The sequence below is a fragment of the Mycoplasmopsis agassizii genome (assembly GCF_002272945.1).
In the GTDB taxonomy this organism is placed as follows: Bacteria; Bacillota_I; Bacilli_A; order Mycoplasmatales; family Metamycoplasmataceae; genus Mycoplasmopsis_B; species Mycoplasmopsis_B agassizii.
Map to the genome: position 1 here is coordinate 17,026 of NZ_NQMN01000001.1, position 17,157 is coordinate 34,182.

Annotated in this window: 10 protein-coding genes; 8 read left to right on the forward strand and 2 right to left on the reverse strand. The window is 28.3% G+C overall.

Annotation, left to right across the window (positions count from 1 at the left end; all coding sequences use genetic code 4):
- The first annotated feature begins 3 nt into the window (after window positions 1-3).
- From CJF60_RS00075 to CJF60_RS00095, 5 genes are all read left to right on the forward strand, one after another.
- Window positions 4-1,689: an MIP family Ig-specific serine endopeptidase gene (locus tag CJF60_RS00075; RefSeq protein ID WP_084232697.1), complete on the forward strand. Its 1,686-nt coding sequence runs from the start codon at window positions 4-6 to the stop codon at window positions 1,687-1,689.
- A gap of 182 nt (window positions 1,690-1,871) precedes the next feature.
- Window positions 1,872-3,203, forward strand: coding sequence for a hypothetical protein (locus CJF60_RS00080; RefSeq protein ID WP_084232698.1), 1,332 nt, complete (start codon window positions 1,872-1,874; stop codon window positions 3,201-3,203).
- 187 nt (window positions 3,204-3,390) lie between these two features.
- Window positions 3,391-4,713 (forward strand): hypothetical protein, encoded by a 1,323-nt coding sequence (locus CJF60_RS00085; protein ID WP_084232699.1) that lies wholly within the window; start codon window positions 3,391-3,393, stop codon window positions 4,711-4,713.
- 240 nt (window positions 4,714-4,953) lie between these two features.
- Window positions 4,954-7,377 (forward strand): hypothetical protein, encoded by a 2,424-nt coding sequence (locus CJF60_RS00090; RefSeq protein ID WP_084232700.1) that lies wholly within the window; start codon window positions 4,954-4,956, stop codon window positions 7,375-7,377.
- A 19-nt stretch (window positions 7,378-7,396) separates the two neighbouring features.
- Complete coding sequence (locus tag CJF60_RS00095) at window positions 7,397-9,049, forward strand: MIP family Ig-specific serine endopeptidase (RefSeq protein WP_084232701.1); 1,653 nt, start codon at window positions 7,397-7,399, stop codon at window positions 9,047-9,049.
- A 69-nt stretch (window positions 9,050-9,118) separates the two neighbouring features.
- Here CJF60_RS00095 and CJF60_RS00100 read toward each other — a convergent pair whose 3' ends face one another.
- Window positions 9,119-10,861: a hypothetical protein gene (locus CJF60_RS00100; RefSeq protein WP_143823415.1), complete on the reverse strand. Its 1,743-nt coding sequence runs from the start codon at window positions 10,859-10,861 to the stop codon at window positions 9,119-9,121.
- A 307-nt stretch (window positions 10,862-11,168) separates the two neighbouring features.
- Here CJF60_RS00100 and CJF60_RS05145 point away from each other — a divergent pair, with 307 nt between their 5' ends.
- On the forward strand, window positions 11,169-11,387 hold the full coding sequence (locus CJF60_RS05145; RefSeq protein ID WP_143823568.1) for a hypothetical protein: 219 nt from the start codon (window positions 11,169-11,171) through the stop codon (window positions 11,385-11,387).
- A 253-nt stretch (window positions 11,388-11,640) separates the two neighbouring features.
- On the opposite strand, the gene CJF60_RS00105 is transcribed toward CJF60_RS05145, so the two are convergent.
- Window positions 11,641-12,873, reverse strand: a complete 1,233-nt coding sequence (locus tag CJF60_RS00105) for a DNA cytosine methyltransferase (RefSeq protein ID WP_084232703.1) — start codon at window positions 12,871-12,873, stop codon at window positions 11,641-11,643.
- Between the two features lie 511 nt (window positions 12,874-13,384).
- Between CJF60_RS00105 and CJF60_RS00110 the strand changes: the two genes are divergently transcribed.
- A complete protein-coding gene (locus CJF60_RS00110; RefSeq protein WP_084232704.1) occupies window positions 13,385-14,941 on the forward strand; it encodes an ATP-binding protein in 1,557 nt (518 codons plus the stop codon).
- Window positions 14,942-14,944: 3 nt separating this feature from the next.
- The gene (locus CJF60_RS00115; protein ID WP_084232705.1) at window positions 14,945-17,155 is read left to right on the forward strand and encodes a Z1 domain-containing protein; all 2,211 of its coding nucleotides are present in this window, start codon (window positions 14,945-14,947) and stop codon (window positions 17,153-17,155) included.
- Window positions 17,156-17,157: the final 2 nt, after the last annotated feature.

The window sequence follows — 17,157 nt, forward strand, 5'->3', positions numbered from 1 at the left end:
ACCATGAAATTTAAAAAGAAAAATCTAATCTGATCACTTGCACTTTCCACATTTGCAATTTCAGCAGCAACTTTAATTGCTTGTAGTCAACAAGAAAGTCCTACACCTAATCCAACACCAACACCTCCAAAATTAAGCGACCCAGGTCAACCACCTGCAACTGATCCTGGAACAGGAAAACCAGGTTCAAGTAAGCCAGGAAGTAGAGAAGTAGGTGGCGGACTTGGTGCTATAGATCCTGGTAGAGAAAGAATTGAACATGAACCAGGATTTGATGATCTTCCGGGACTTGCTAATATTTTAAATGATCCAAAGTATAAAAGACAACTATCTCATACTTCTAATTTAGCTGCTTTAGATACTGATATCACAGTTACAAGATATGCAAATTACAATGGTAATGGTGTTCAAAATACAGCAAACAATAACCCATTTGTCAGATACGGAAGTGATGCATATAATATCGTTAAAAATGATCATTATGAAACATTAGAAGATTATTCATTAAGAGTTTCAATTACTAATCCTGATAAAAAAACAAAAAGTGGTGGTCCTTCATCAGCTCTTGGTTCTGCCTGAATTTTAGATTTTATTAAAAAAGAAGGTGAAAGTTATCCACTGACTTGATTCTTTGGAAGTAATTTACACGTTTTCAAAGAAATGAGATTACCAAAAGCAGATGGTACTTATTCTTCAACCCCTGGTCATTCATTTAGTTTTTTAATTCCTAAAGATGAACAATGAAAAGAATTTGGTGAATATAAAACTTTAACAAATTATCCTGAATTATTTTTCAGTGGTCAAAACTTTCTAGGAGACAGAATTTCAATTAATGAACAAGCAGGTGCACCTGATTATTTAAGAAAAGATCTTATGAACTATAGTTCATTTAAAGATTATGCAAAAGACTTTGCTATTGTAAAAGTTCAATTTAAAGATGAAGCTGAAGCAAAAGCAATTACAAGAAATTTTGCAACTAAATACACAACACCAAAAATTAAATTTGACAAGAAAAGTATCTTAGAAAAAACTGGTGATGAAATTGCTAAAGAAACTAAAATTTTTGCTCTAGGATACCCTGGTGATTCAAGTAAGCCAACCATCAATAAACGTGATAATGATGTAAACCCTAATACAGGTTCAAGTTATTCATCACTAATCAGTGGTTACATGATTACCAATAATTATGGTGAAAAAATTCCGGGTGTTTATGACACAATGTATATAAATGGAGCAGGCAATTCCGTTAGTCAATACACTGAATTAGCTGAAGATGGCAAAACAGTACGAGAAGTTGAATGACAAGGTAAAAAAGCACACTTCCCACTTTCAATTGAAATAGGTAGTATAGATTACGACCGTTTTGGTTTAGGAATTGGAATCGATAATAACAATTTACCTCCAGGAGCTTCTGGATCATTAATCATTGACAACGACTACAAAGTAGTTGGTGTGCAATGAGGTTATGATGGAACTAGTCAAACAGGATTAATTGATCCACTTGTCTCAAGTGAATTAAAAAATCCTGATGGTACAAAAGTTTTCTATGATTATGATTTAATTCATGGTCGTGGAAGTGATCAAACTCGATCTTATAAATCACTTTTAACTGAGTTACTTAATAAAACTGAATACAAACAAAAAAATGCTAAATCATGATTATTAGGTGATGAAATTACAACTTCATAACCTAGTTAACTAAACTTTTAAATATGAACCAACTTTGAATTGGTTCATATTTTTTTTAAATTAATTTACTTTTAAAAATTTTGTAGATTTTTAAAAGCAAAAACTTTTTTTGCAAAAAAGATATAATAATGCTAACTTATAAGAAGTTAAAATAGATAATTAATTTTGAACAGGAGCACTATATGTTTTTAAACAAAAAAAGATTTATTTATGCACTAACATCAGCTGCAACTGTAACATCTGTTGCTTTAGCAATCAGTTGTTCAACAAATGGTGTTGAAAATAAAGAAGTTATGCCTTTAAATACTTTAATGCAAAAGCAAACAATTGAAGGTCAACAAGAAATTGGCTTTTTAACTTTTATGCCTGAAGCAGTTGAAAAAGTTTATGGTAAAGCACTTTTTGAAGTTGAGCCTAAATTAATTGCAACTAATTCAGAACTTGATAAGTTTTTAACTGATTGAAACGATTCATTAATTAAGGTTTTTGATCAAGATCAAGATTTTGCTAAAACACTATATATTTCAAGAGCAAAACTAGTTGAAAATTTAAACCTATTTAAACAAACTGTGCTTGAAAATTATAATAATGATTATTTTAAAAATAACATCATGGTAGTTGATTTTGGAGGACAAATTCAACCACGAGGTCGAGAAAGTTATTTCCCTTTTAACGGCAATATGAAGATCAATAACTTATTAAGAATTAATAAAGAAGACAACAAAATTGTCTTAACTTATTTAGATTTAGAAAAACTAAATTATGATCCTGATTATGCACAAACTTATTCAGTTATTTATTCGTTAAATCGCTCAGGTTTTAATTTGACTGAAAACAATTATGAAATTGAAAAAAGGTTAGAAAAACCACTTGATAAGTTAAAACAAGTTAAGGAAATTAAGAAGACAGATGTATCACAAAGATACTTAAATTATTATTCATATATTAGTCAGGATTTATCATTATTTGATAATGATAAAGATAGTATTTGAGCAAGAGGTGATGATGAAGTATCTTTTGCAACTACTATTGTTAAGTCAAAGTCTGAATTAGATAATTTATTAAATAAGCATATAAGTGCTTATAAAATTAAATATAAAAGAGAATTTCCAAGTGAAGCTTTAGATGCAATTAATCAAGATTTTGATGAATCATATTTTCAAGATAATGTTTTAGTTTTACTTTCAGGAAAATATTGAGCACCTGATACAAATCTTTTTTCAAAGTACATTGAAAATTCTTACGATTTAAAACTTGAAAATAATAATTTAAACTTTACTATCTTTGTAAATCATACACCTATACCAGTTCCTACTAGTTATGTTTATCCTTATGAAACTTATTATGTAAGAGTTAGTGATAGATATAAAGAAAGTATTGATGGAAATGGCCATGAATCTCATACACAGTTTTTTAAACTAGCTAAAAGTTCAGTTACTGATTTTGAAAAATTAAAATCAACAATTAAAATCGTTGATAACACACCTAAAAATTATTTTAGAAAATTGCGTTAATAATAAGCAGTGCGAAAGCACTGTTTTTTAATTTGTTCTGCTGTTAAGCTTACAAAAAAACGTTTTCCAAAAAAATTTAATTTTTACAAATTTTCAGGTCTTTTTTGCAAAAAGAATACTATGTAGGTGTAGTTGTAAATATAAATGCTTATTTACTAAAAAATAACACTTAATAAGGAAAATACTTATGCAATTTACTAGAAGAAAAATAATATATTCATTTGCAACATTATCACTTGTCACTTCAGTTTCATTAGCTATTAGTTGTACATTAACAAACGACGATGAATCAGAATTCATTATAAATACAAATATGTTTACTCAGTGATTGAACATGAATAGTTTTAAATTTTTTCCATTCAAGTCAGAAATTATTTCAAGCATATATTCAGAAAAAAATGATGATTTAAAACCACTTTTAATTCCTTCAAATTCTGAATTCAAAAAATTCTTGGATAATTGAAAAAAACATCTTTTCAAAAGTTATGATCAAGACAAAAAATTTGCTAATTCCTTGCATATTTCAAAACGAAAATTAGTTGATGCTTTTAACACTTATGAAGAAACGGTACTTAAAAATTATGATCAACAGTATTTTCAAGAAAATATTATGGTTGTTGATTTTGGAAACAAAATTCAGCCACTAGGACCATTATTAAAGTCACCTGATGATAAGGACATTAGAATTAATAATCTATATGATATTAGTACAAAAAACAACAAGATAATTCTAAAATATGCATATGAAGATTTAAACAAATCATATTCATGAGATAAAAAAGATTATGCTCAAACATACGGAGTAATTTACTCTTTAAATAGAAAAAATTTTAATATTCAAGGCAATAACTACGCAATCGAAAAGCAAAAACTAGACTATACCAAGGAAAGGTCAATTTCTCAAAGAATGCTAAATGAATATTCATCAATAAATCAGGATATCTCAGTTTATGATGAAAACAAAAGCACAAAATGAAATGCAAAAAATTACATAGATGAAGCAGATTTTGCAACCACTATTTTTAAAAGTAAAACAGAATTAGATGCTTTACTAACAAAATATGCTCACGATTATAAAAATCAATTTAAAAAAGATTTTCCTAATGAAGTGCTAGAAAAAATTGAGAAAGATTTTGATCAACAATATTTTAAAGATAATGTTTTAGTATTGCTTTCTGCACATTATTGAACTAAAAACAATGACCTATTTAGTAATAAAATAGAAGAATCATTTGATGTAAAACTTGAGAATAATAAACTTAATTTTACTATTTATACTCATGAAAACAAACATTTACCAGGAGCCTATGATCCTATTCGAAAAGATTATGTTAATTATTCAGTTTCTGATTTGAATATAAGAATTAAAAAAGGTTACTCTAGATCAGAAAGTAAATCAGACACCTTATTTTTCAAACTACCTAAAAGTTCCATAACTGATCTAGAAAATCTAAAATCAACTGTTGATCTAGTTGACTACTATGAAAATTTAACCACTATAATTTCTTAACTTTAACCAACAAAAACCAAAAACTTTGAAAAACTAAAATTAAATAGTTTTTCAACTTCAAAATTTTCTAAAACAGCGTTTTTTACGCTGTTTTAGTCATTTTTAATAAGCATAAAAAGGCTTTTTTTAATTAAAAAAACCATAAAATTTTTTAATCATTTGTAATCTTTAAAGAGTGCTTATAATCATTAAGAAAAGTTACAAATTTAAAATTTAAAACACTTCAAGTAAGGATAAACTATGAAATTAAAAAGTAAGATTATTATTGCTCTTTCACTAGCAACAATTGCAGCAGTTGGTGGAACAACTGCTGGTTTAGTTGTTGGCTTAAATCGTCAAGAAGATAGTAAGACAGGTGTTGATTTTAACTCTTTAGCTAGTGCTAAAAAAATTGATTATGATAAAGCACTTAGTGATGATGAAGTTAGAATGAAAGAAGTTACACCTCCTGATAAACCAGAAGATCCTACACCTCCAACACCTACTCCTACTCCTGAGCCTGAACCAGAACCAGCACCTGATCCAAAGAAAGAAACTAAAGAACCAGAGGTAGTGCAACTTCCTTCTGAGCCTGAACCTGAAAAAGAAGTCCCACCTTTACCAACACCTACACCTACTCCTCCAAAAGTAGAAGAACCTAAAAATACACCACCAATAGCTATCAGTGGAACAAGTAGTAATAAGGTTTTAACTCAAGCAGAATTGATTGAGCTAATCACTGATAAAGGTGAATCAGCTGCTTTAGCAAAAGGTTATACTACTCAAGGTGGAGTAGGGACTAACCGAAGAAGAGAAGGGAAAAATTCAGGCGTTTCACAACCAGATAAATTTGATTATGAATCATTATCAGCAGGAAGTCAAGATTCTGCTGTAGTTTTAGCAGCACTAGTTCGTGCAGGTGTGACAATTGAAAATTTACCTACTTTAACTGAACCAGTTTCACTAGAAACTTTAAATAAATTAAGAGAAAATGCCTTACGTTTTACTGGTCAAAAAATCCTAAATTTAACTGAAGAAGATAAGAAAAAATTACTTGAAGAATTTAACGAAACTTTATGAATATCAGTCGGAGATAATATTAATAAAGCTCGTGTAACTATGAATGATATTCAGTCTTTAAAAGAAAAAGCTAAAAACGGAACTTTAACTGCTAACGAGAAAAATGTCTATGATTCAGTTAAAGAACGTATTGAAAATGTAATTAAAAATAGACCTGGAACTTATAATTCATCAATTAAATCTTTTGATGATGTTAAACCAAAAACATCTTTTACAGCAGATGAAATTAAGATTTTAGAAATTGGTCAACTACCTGATTCATTAAGACCAGATGGCTCTTTTGGTGGAACTTTCCAAAATCGTGCTCAGTTTGTTAACGAAGTTCAATTCAATACAACTAGAGCAAATATGAGTCGTTTCTTAAAAATAGAATCTAATTGAGAGCGTACATGAGATTCAATTATGGGTCTTGATTTTAAAGCTTGAAAAGGAGAAGGAACTAACTCTGGTTATGATAAAAGTAACCCAATTGCTATCCCAGGTTATGATGGAATTGCTCACTTATTAGAATATACAAACCTACGTGATAGTAATGATAATGAAAAACGTTACATCATTGAAGTAACTCGTGTTGATAAATTAGGTTCAGTTAATGACCTTGTAAAAGAAGCCCAAAAACTGATGAAAAATCAATTTGGTTCTGGTCTAGCAATTAGAAATATTAATACTTCAAATATGGAAAAAGCAGCTGAAACAGTTAAAAATATGCCTAACTTCATTAAGTCATTAACCTTATTCTATGATAGTGATAACCCTAAAGCAATCCATGCTTTAATAGATAATCCTAACTTCAATACAAGTGATAAAACACTTGTAGAACTTAATGTTTATACAGATATTTCAACTAGAATTGATGATCGTAATAATGCAGTTGAAAGAACAACAACTTTAACTAGAATCGATCCTAGAGTATATCAGCGTGTTAATCCAACTGCTTATGATTATAAATTTAACACCATTTTCTTAACCATGGGAATTGCTAAACCAACTACAAGAAGAGAAATTGGTGAAATTATGCGTTATGTTTATGTAACTGCAAGAACACGCCGCGAATTCCAAGGTGAAATGGGAGGTATTGGAGGATATCCTACAATGTGAGACTTTAGAGATGGTGGAAATATGTACGAATTTAATAACGTACAAATTCCAAACATCCCTAATTTCACAGCCTTTACAAAAGTTACTTTTAGTTCACTAATCAACGGTAAAGCAATCATGGATATGAGAAATATCCAAATTGATAACTCTGATAAAGTGCAATATGAAGTCGGCAGACCTAATGTTGGAATGTTCTATGCCAACACTACTCCTTTAGATGATCCAAATGCTCCAACAACTAATACTTTAGTAATTGTTGGTGCAGGAACTTCAAGTCGTGGAATTGATGCAGATATAAGAACTGTTTCAAATCACATGGTGCGCTCATGACAATTTTTAAATGAAATTGACTTTAGCGATGTTAAATTAACTGATGGAACACTTGTAAAAAGTAATATGACTGAAGCAAAAATTAAGTCAACCAATTGACCAGTTAATGTCAGAACTATTAAGTTAAATGGCAAAACTTATACAAGAGGCACTGACTTTACAGCAACAACTAGATAAACTGAATTAAGGAAATTATATGAAAATCAAGTTTAAAAAATCTTGGCTATTTTTAGCCACATCAATAACGGCAATAGCAGCAACAACTTTTGCAATTGCTTGTTCAAATGCACAGACTGATGATCCAGAAAAAGTTGTTACTCCACCTGCAACTGAGCAGCCTAAAAAGGATGATAAAAACACTTTACCTGCTGATAATAATCCTACTAATAAGGGCAATGAAACATTAATAACTTCAGAAGTTTCAGCTAATCCACTTTTTGATTTTGGACCAGATCCTTTAGATATTGTAGATATCAGTGGGATTTTACAAGAACAAAAACTTGAAAAAAGATTTCCTGATTCAGGTCTAAAAGCTCTAGATACTTCAATCAGTAAATACCCTTCAGTAAGTTATAATGGACGTGGGATTCAAGAATCAGGTAACAATAATCCTTTTACTAAATATAGTAGTGATCATTATAAAGAAATTCAAAATGAGCAATACGATACAGTTAAAGATTACACCTTCAGAATTAAAATTCAAGAACGACAAATGAATGTCAAAGGTGATGCTCCTGCTGAAACTTGAGGAACAATTTGAGTACTAGATTACTTAAAAGAAAAAGATGGTAAGTATCCATTAACTTGATATTTTGGAACTAATTTACATGTGGCTTCCCCTTTAAATCATCAATATGCGATTAAAGGTGAATCAGCCTTAGCTTCTCATGAAGCAGTATTAATTCAAATTTCTGATACAGAAAATGTTAAATTAACTAATTATCCAACTATGTTTTATTCAGCACAAAACTTTTTAGGTGCTGATGACGAAGGAATTGAACTTAATGCAGCCCATGGTTCTTATTCTTATGGTGATTTATTCAACTATAAAAACCTGAAAAACTATGCCAAAGATTTTGCAGTTATTAAAGTTGAATTCAAAGATGAAGCTGAAGCACGTAAAGTAACTAGAGATTTTGCAAATAATGAAAAATATGCTACTCCAAAATTGAAGTTTAATAAACAATCAATTTTGGAAACTAAAACAGGTGATGATCTAGCTAGTGAAAAAAACATCTATGTCTATGGCTATCCTGCTGCAGGTACATCAGGAGCGACAGTTAATATCAGAAGTAATATTGATTCAAGTGAAACTGCTTCAGGTTATTCAGTTTTAGTCAGAGACTATATGATCTATAATAACTATGGTCAAAAAATTCCAGGTATCTATGACAATATGTATATCAATGGTGGTTCGATTTATCAAACTGATGATAAATCGAACTATGGCAATACAGGTCGTAGTGTCAGATATCCTATAGATATGTGATTATATGATCGTTATTACACCCGTTTTGGTTTAACAATTGGAATTGATAATTCCAATTTAGGTCACGGTTCATCAGGATCAATTGTAATTGATCGTGATTATAATGTGATCGGAGTTAATTGAGGTAGTGAAGACACTAGTCAATCAGGTTTAATTGATCCTCTGGTATCTAGTGAATATAAAAATAAAGATGGCAAAGTAGTTTTCTACGAATATGATTTAATCCATGGTCGTGGTTCTAAACAAACTAGATCATATGCTTCAGAACTTAAAAAGTTACTTGCAAAAGAAGAATATAAAGATAAAACTTCTTGATTATTAGGTGAAGAAGTAAAACCTACTAATACAGAAAATAAATAAGTAAGTGAAAATCAGCAAAAATGAATTTGCTGATTTTTTAGTTTAATGTAAAACATCCTGATCGAAAAATTAATGTGCTTTATTTTTGTCTAATTGAAAACAAAGGATGTTATCTCTATTGAATTTTAATTTATTTTTTATAGGCATTGATATATGTAAGGAAGTATTTGAAATTATCTGAACTAATTCTTCTCTACTTAAAAGTACTTTATATCCACTGATTTTTTGGTGAAAATAATAATGCCCGCTTTGATGTAATTTATATTTTTCATCTATAATTTTATTTATTTCTTCTGCTCTCATTTTTCTGATTATAATTTCATTTTCAATCAATTCAAAATTTGCTTTGATACCATTATTTCGAAAAAACATTTTTATTTTGTCGTTTATTGAAAAAATATTTTTCACGTTTTTATTTAAATTTATTTTTTGAAGAAGTTCTACATTTGTTTGGTTTTCCACGCAAATTTCATATCGTCAAATATCATCAAAATATTGTGGTTCAAAGTTAATTATTTTAATTAATTCTTCTTCTGAAAAGCAACTTAAAACTTTACAAATATTTTCTTTATTTAAATATAGTTCTACTTTTTTGTATAACTCATCATTTGCAAAATATAAATATTTATTACTTAAGTATTCATCAATATTCTTGGATTCCATGGAAAAATAATCAAAATTAATTTCATAATTTTCTATATCAGAATTGTGCAATTCTATGCTTTTGTCTGATGTTTTAAGATTTGTTATTGATTTATTTATAGTAATAGTGAGTTTTTCCTTATAAGTAATTTCATTTATAAATAAATCTTTTTTATCAATTATTCCATTTTTTAAGAAAAGCAAGTTCTGAATTGTTTGTTCTATAAAGTAGGGCTGATTATTATTTTTCGTTCAATCATATTGAAGTATATTTGTTTTGTTTTCTAGGTTTTTTACTGCATTATTATAATTACTTCACTTTTTATCTATCTCTTTATAAAGGATCTTCTTTTCTTGTTCATTTAAGAACTTAAGGTTAATTTTAAAATCGTTTCTGTTGAGAGAAATATATAAAGGACTTATTATGAAGAAATAATTTATCCATCAATTTATAACTTTTTCATATGAAAAAATATTTTTGTAAAAATTAATCTTATCGTTGCATTTTAATTTATCTGTATTGTTAATGCAAAGGTCTGAAAAGCCAATACGATATAATTTTATTAAATCATTTAAAAGTAATTCTGGGCTTCTCCAATATTCTCCAATACTGCATAAAATAAAGTCTTCTTTCCAATTTGTATCTTGGAAGTCTTTTTGTGATTTAACAAAACTGTTCACTTTTTCCTTAAAAGATTTAAGGCTATTTGATTGGTTATCTAATACAGATATAAAGAAAAGAGAGGTGTAAATAATATATTGATATTTATATTGTGAATCAACATTTTCTGATTTTAAAATTGATCAAAGTATGTTTGCTATTTCAAAATCTTCATTAATTAAAGAATGAATAACTAAATTATTTAAAATACTTATTAAATTGTCAGTACTATGAACAGTTGTTTTTAATTTTATGAATATGTCTGATAATATTTCGCTGGTTTGAGCATCAACTATATCCTTTAAAATCTCAAATCTTGAAAGTCTACGTAAGTATAAAATCGAAATAGCAATTTCATCAATATATTTTTCCTGGGTTTTAGAAAATAAATCTTCAATATTTTTTATATTGTAAGCAATATTTTTATATATAAATTCAAGATTAAAATTGTATTCAATTGGGCAATTATTTATTTTATTAATTTCAAATTTATTTATTAATAATTTCATATTTTGACTCTGGATAGGCAAAAGTTTCATTAAAAAATTTTGATATTCATTTTTGTTTTTAAAAAAATTGTAATTCATTATCTTTTCTATTTCTCATTTCATTAAAATATTCTGAATTAGAATTTCAATATCTTTATTGTTTGTAAATTCCTTATTAATATTTTTCTCGAGATTTCTAATAACAATCTTGAAAGCAACTTTTAATAAGTTATCATTATCTTTTCAAAATATTGTTGAATATTTTATTATAAATAAAATTGTATATAAAACTGACTGAACTGTTATTACTCATGTTAAAAGGACTAGATTGAGTGTTGAAAAAATACTAAAACTAACTATTAGAATAAAACTGATTGAAAACATTTTAGGAAAACTTAAGAACCCATCATTTTTTAAGTTTAAAAATGTCGACTTTTTGACTCCAAGAATTAATTCATCTTTTGATGACGAAAAGTTTGCCGAAAGAGAACCTACTACTGGGAAAGAAGTAGCAATCATAAATGCATCAATTTTAGGAATAAAGTAAATTCGGTTATGATAAACAATGTCAAAAATAAAAACCACAATAATAATAAATAAATTAATTAACTCAAAGAAATGATTTTTACCTATGCTAATTAAAAATCTTTTTATTTTTTTTGATTTTGTTTCAATCATATATTAATACTCCTATTTTTAAATTTCTTTAAACTAATTGAATTTTATATAAAATTCATTAAAACCGAACTAGTAAATAAGTAATAAAAAATATTGAAGTAAATAAATACTTCAATAAAAAACTACTCAGAACCTAAATATTGCTGTTCAACTGAACTATTATCCATCAGTTGTTTTTCTTTAACTAATGAAAAAAGTTGTCTTGCTAAATATTCAACACAAATAACATTAACTGCATTACCAAATTGTTTATAAGCTTGTTTATCATTGCTATTAGGTTTAAAACTATCAGGGAAACTTTGTAATCTAGCAGTTTCTCTAGGTGTTAATCTTCTTCTTAATTTACCAATTATCGGAATTTGTACCATTGCTACTAATGCAGGAAATGAATCAGGTCTTTTAACCCTTATACCTGAAGGGCGAAACTGAATAATTCCTTCTCATAAGGAATTAATCGCAGTTCCCGCTTGTCATTCGAACTTGCGATCAGTCGGTGTAAAATCTTGTAAGTTGTCATATTTTTTTAATCACTTATCAATGAACTTTTGATTGTTTGAATAAAGTTGACGGCTTTTTCGGTAAAAATCTTGTTTTCATTTAGGTAATGAACTTAAGTCATAAGTTTCTTTAAACTCTGCACTAAAAATAGGGAAGCCAATAACTTTTTCATGAATTCCTTGATAAAACTCATCTCAAGCAGTTAAAACTTTTTCTTCATATTCACTAATATAGTATTTTTGATCAACCATTTGATCTTCAATGATGCTGGCTGAGTAAATAGATAAATCCTGTTTTTTACCTTTTGCTAGTTCAATATTAATATGTTCAACTCCTAGATCTTTTCTTACACCTAAGATATAGACTCTTTCACGAAGTTGCGGAATTCCTAGTTGATGTGGGCTCATGATAATTGGTTTATCATTAACTGTATAACCAATTTCATCTAGGGTTTTCATAATTACTCGATAAGTATTACCATTATCATGCGCAACTAAGTTACGAACATTTTCTAAAATTAAATACTCAGGGCGATTTTCTTGAAGTAATCTAACAATTTCAAAAAATAGTGTACCTTTGATTTTATCAGAAAAACCTAGTTGTGCACCCGCTTTTGAAAAAGGTTGACAAGGAAAACCTGCACACAAAACATTATAAGGTGCTATTTTTTTAGGATCAACTTTAGTAACATCGTTATCAGCGTTAATGCCATAGTTTTCTAAATAAGATTCAATTGCATATTTATCAATTTCAGAAGCAAAAACACATTCACCACCTAAATTTGACATTGCAGCATGAAAACCACCAATGCCTGCAAATAAATCGATAAATCTAAAATTAGCTTTTTTCAAACCCATGACACTCTCACTTTAGATAAATATTTTTTGAATATTTCTATTCAAAAAACATCTCTTTTTTCTCTCTAAAAAAAACGATATCACACAAGTGTGCAAAAATAAAATTATCATTGTAAATTGTAGTAACAGTGTAACAAACTTTTATGAGATATATATTTGATATCCTTGTGAAAATAGAAATAAGTAATATGTTTTATTGATAAACTGAAATATTACTGAATTAGTTAAATTTAATAATATCGAGAAATAAAATCTCCACATTTTTTTATTTATTGTATTACTTTCGAGCATAATATAAAAAGTTGTTATTTGGGCAATATATAGTCGAAATTAATACTTTTGTGATTAAAAGGCATATGTAATTGGAACATACAAACTAGTTTAATTAATTGTTATAAACTTAAGTTTCAAGAACTAAGACAATACATAAACATTTTAGAATAAAAGGTATTTATTCAAATATTGCGAAATTTGTGCAATTAAAGAATTTTTTAAGAAAGAGATAAAAAACATGGAAGATAAAAAAATTGATATAAGACCAACAACCGGTATTTATGCAACCTATAAACATTTAACATATGAACCATGAACAGCAATAGCTGAATTCGTTGATAATTCGACACAAAGTTATTTCGATAATAGATCAGAATTAAGAAGTTTGCCAGGGTTTGGCAAATTAATAATTGATATTAAGTATGATGTAACTGACAAAGGGGAAATTTTAACAATTCACGATAATGCTTATGGTATGGATCTTAGAGATTTTAAAAGAGCCATTAGAATTGACAAACCACCTTTGAATACAAGTGGCAGAAATGAATTTGGGATGGGATTAAAAACTGCAGCTTGTTGATTTGGCTCAAAATGAACCCTTGAATCAACTAGGCTTGGCGAAAAAATAAAATATACAGCAGTCGTTGATGTCGAGAAATTGAGTAAAACTCATGATGACTACATCGATTATACAACTAAAGAAGTAGATCTTAGTAATCATTACACGACATTAACAATTACTAATTTGAATAAAAAAATTACAGGACCAAGAACCACAGGTAAAGTAAAAGGACTTCTAGCTAGCATATATCGACAAGATTTAAGAAACAAAGAGATTATTATACTCTATAACGGTGAAGAATTATCTTTTGAAGAAGCAGACATATACACTACAATTGAGGATGGTAAACAAAAAATTTGAAAAAAAGATATCAATTTTGAAGTTGAACATCAAGGTAAAAGTCTGCCTGTAAAAGGATTTGTTGCCATCAGACAAAAAGGTAGTATTGCTAATGCAGGTCTAGTACTTCTAAGAAGAAATAGAGTTATTATAGGTGGAAGTGATCAAGGTTATCGACCTACTGAGTTGTTTGGACTATCAAATTCAAAAGAATACCAGAGAATTTTTGGAGAACTACATATGGACAAATGAGTAGTTACACAAGCTAAAAATAATTTTGATTGACACAACGATGATTTAGAGGAAAAATTTATCGAAAAAATTAAGCCTTTAATTAAAGATTTTATAGATAAAGCAGCAAAAGCAAAATTTAGTGAAAATAAAAAGATCGATATCACAAGTGTGACTACAGATATTTTTACAGAATTTGAAAAAAGTGGATCAATCCTGAATTGGAAGGTTGTACCTTCTAGTGATGAAAGTGTGCAAAATTATAAAGAGTCATTAATAAACTCTAGAGATTCTTTAATACATCAAGAAAATTACGAAGATTTTTATGATGACTTGAAACAATACAATTTTCAGTGAGAAAGAAATGGAAAAAAATATAATTTGCAAGCAAATTATAATAGTAATATCAACCACTGAATTCTTGTAAAAAATATTGAAGGAGATTCCCCTGAGGTCACCGTAAATTTAAAACATAAATTTTTTGAAAATATTGATAACGAAGAAGTTATAAGGGTAGTACTAAAACTAGCACTTTGCATGGTAATTGCTGAATTAGAAAGTATATCATTAAGCACAAATGGTGGTGGAATACCTGCTTCACAAATTAGAAATAAAATGAATAGTTTGCTAGAGGAAAGTTTAGTAAAAATTAAGAAAGAGTAATAGATGAACAGTAAAAATATTAGAATTATTCCTATAAATGAAACAAGTGACTGAACAATTAATACAGATGGGGAGTTTGTAAAGCGTGTTTCTGATTCGATGTTAAATGAAAATTTTACAAAAGAATCGCTTGATGCAATTATACAAAATGGAGTAAATGTTTTATCGCAATGCCCATGTCCATCTAACCAATTTTGTGACCCCAAAACAGGAATAGTTATTGGAAGAGTTCAAAGTGGTAAGACATCAAATTTTATTTCTTTAATTGCATTAGCTTTTGATAACAATTATAATCTAGCTATTGTTTATGCAGGAAGTAAGAACAAACTGCTAGATCAAAATTCCGAAAGAATTAAATCTGCTTTTAAAAGTTTAGGTAATGGAAAGTTAATCATAATAAATACAAAAGAAGATAGACCATCCCTTACTCCCGAGAGAATTCTTCAGTTTATTGAAAATGGTAAAAAAGTAATAATAATTTCACTTAAAAATCAAGTGCATATAGGCAAAATATCTCAACTTTTTAATAAACAGAAATTAAGAGATGTTCCAACCATTATTATTGATGACGAAGGCGATCAAGCATCATTGAATACAAAAACATATAAAAAAGAATTAAGTACAATTTATAACTCTGTAACTAATACAAATCTGAAATCTAGAAACTGTTTCTTGTCTATAACTGCAACTCCCCAAGCAAATATCTTAATTGATACTACAGATGTTTTATCTCCAGATTTTGGTGTATTAATCAATCCAGGAAAGGGATACTGTGGGTTAAACGAATTCCATGGAATTGACCAAGAAAAATATGTAAAAGTTATTGATGAAGATGGTGAATATTGAAATTCTAATACTGTTCCAGAAGCAGTGATTAGAGCAATTAGTGCTTTTTTTGTTTCAAATGCAATACGAAAACATCGAGGTGATAATGGAGAACATGCTTTACTTTTTCATACTTCTGAAAAAAAACAGGAACATGAAATTACAAAAAATATTCTTGAAAAGTTTATAGATTCCTGAAAACAATTTGCAGATCTAAAAAATCAAGGTGATTATTCATATGGCATGTATTTAAAGCCTCATCTTATTAATGCTTATGATTCTTATAAGAGTGATGGTGTTATAGTTCCAGAGTTTCACGATTTAGAAGAAAAGATTATAGATTCAATCAAAGAGTGTTCACCTGTTTTATTAAGTAATAGTGACAATGACGATAGTAGCCAAGCAAAGTTCTATAACACAAGCATCTTTATTGGTGGTAACATGATTGAAAGAGGAGTAACAATAAGTGGACTAGCAATAACATATATTACTAGAAGGGCAAGAACATCAAAAAGTAATATTGATAATACGGAACAAAGAGCAAGATGATTTGGTTATAAAAGTAAATATTTTGATATTTGTAGAGTCTTTACCACAGAACGAATAAAAGAGGATTTTAGAAATATAAATGAACACGAGGATTCTTTATGAAATACAATTGAAAGAGCAGAGAAAGATGGTGTTCGCTTTTCTGAAATAAAAAGAGTATTTGTAAATAATAGTTTGTTTTTGCAGATGACAAGACCAAATGTTGCAAGAACAAAGCGTTTGTTTTCTAATTTTGACGGATTTAAAACTTTAGAAAAATCAACATCTAATATTAATGAAATTGAGGAAAATTTAAAATTATTTCGCAATTTAGTAGAAATTAATAAGGAAAATAGCCGTTTAGTAACTTACTCAAAATATCAAAAGCATTTGCTAATCCCAGATCTGCCCTTTGAATATGTGAAACAAGAAATATTCGATAAGTATAAATATCAAAAAAATTTAAATCTGGACGATAATGTTGACTTTGATAGTGGTTTCTTAAAAAAAATGAGTGAAACATTTCAAACACTTGAAATTAACCCACAATGTGATGTAGTGTGGGTAAGGTATGAAAAAGAAAAAGAGTATAGAAGAGAGATTGATGATGAAGGAAATATATTATCAGGTCTCTTGCAAGGAAGAGACCCTGGTGATAAAATCAAATCAAATAACTTTTACAAGGGGGACAGAAGCTTGCCTGAAATCAATAGAGATAGAATGCAGATTCAACTACACGTAGTTATTCCAAAAAATGGTAAACTAAAAGATTATGAGATACCATATTTAGCTATTTATACTCCTTTTTGGATAACTGACAAATGAAAAGCTTTTGTAACAAAAGACCCAGTAAGGAAATAATA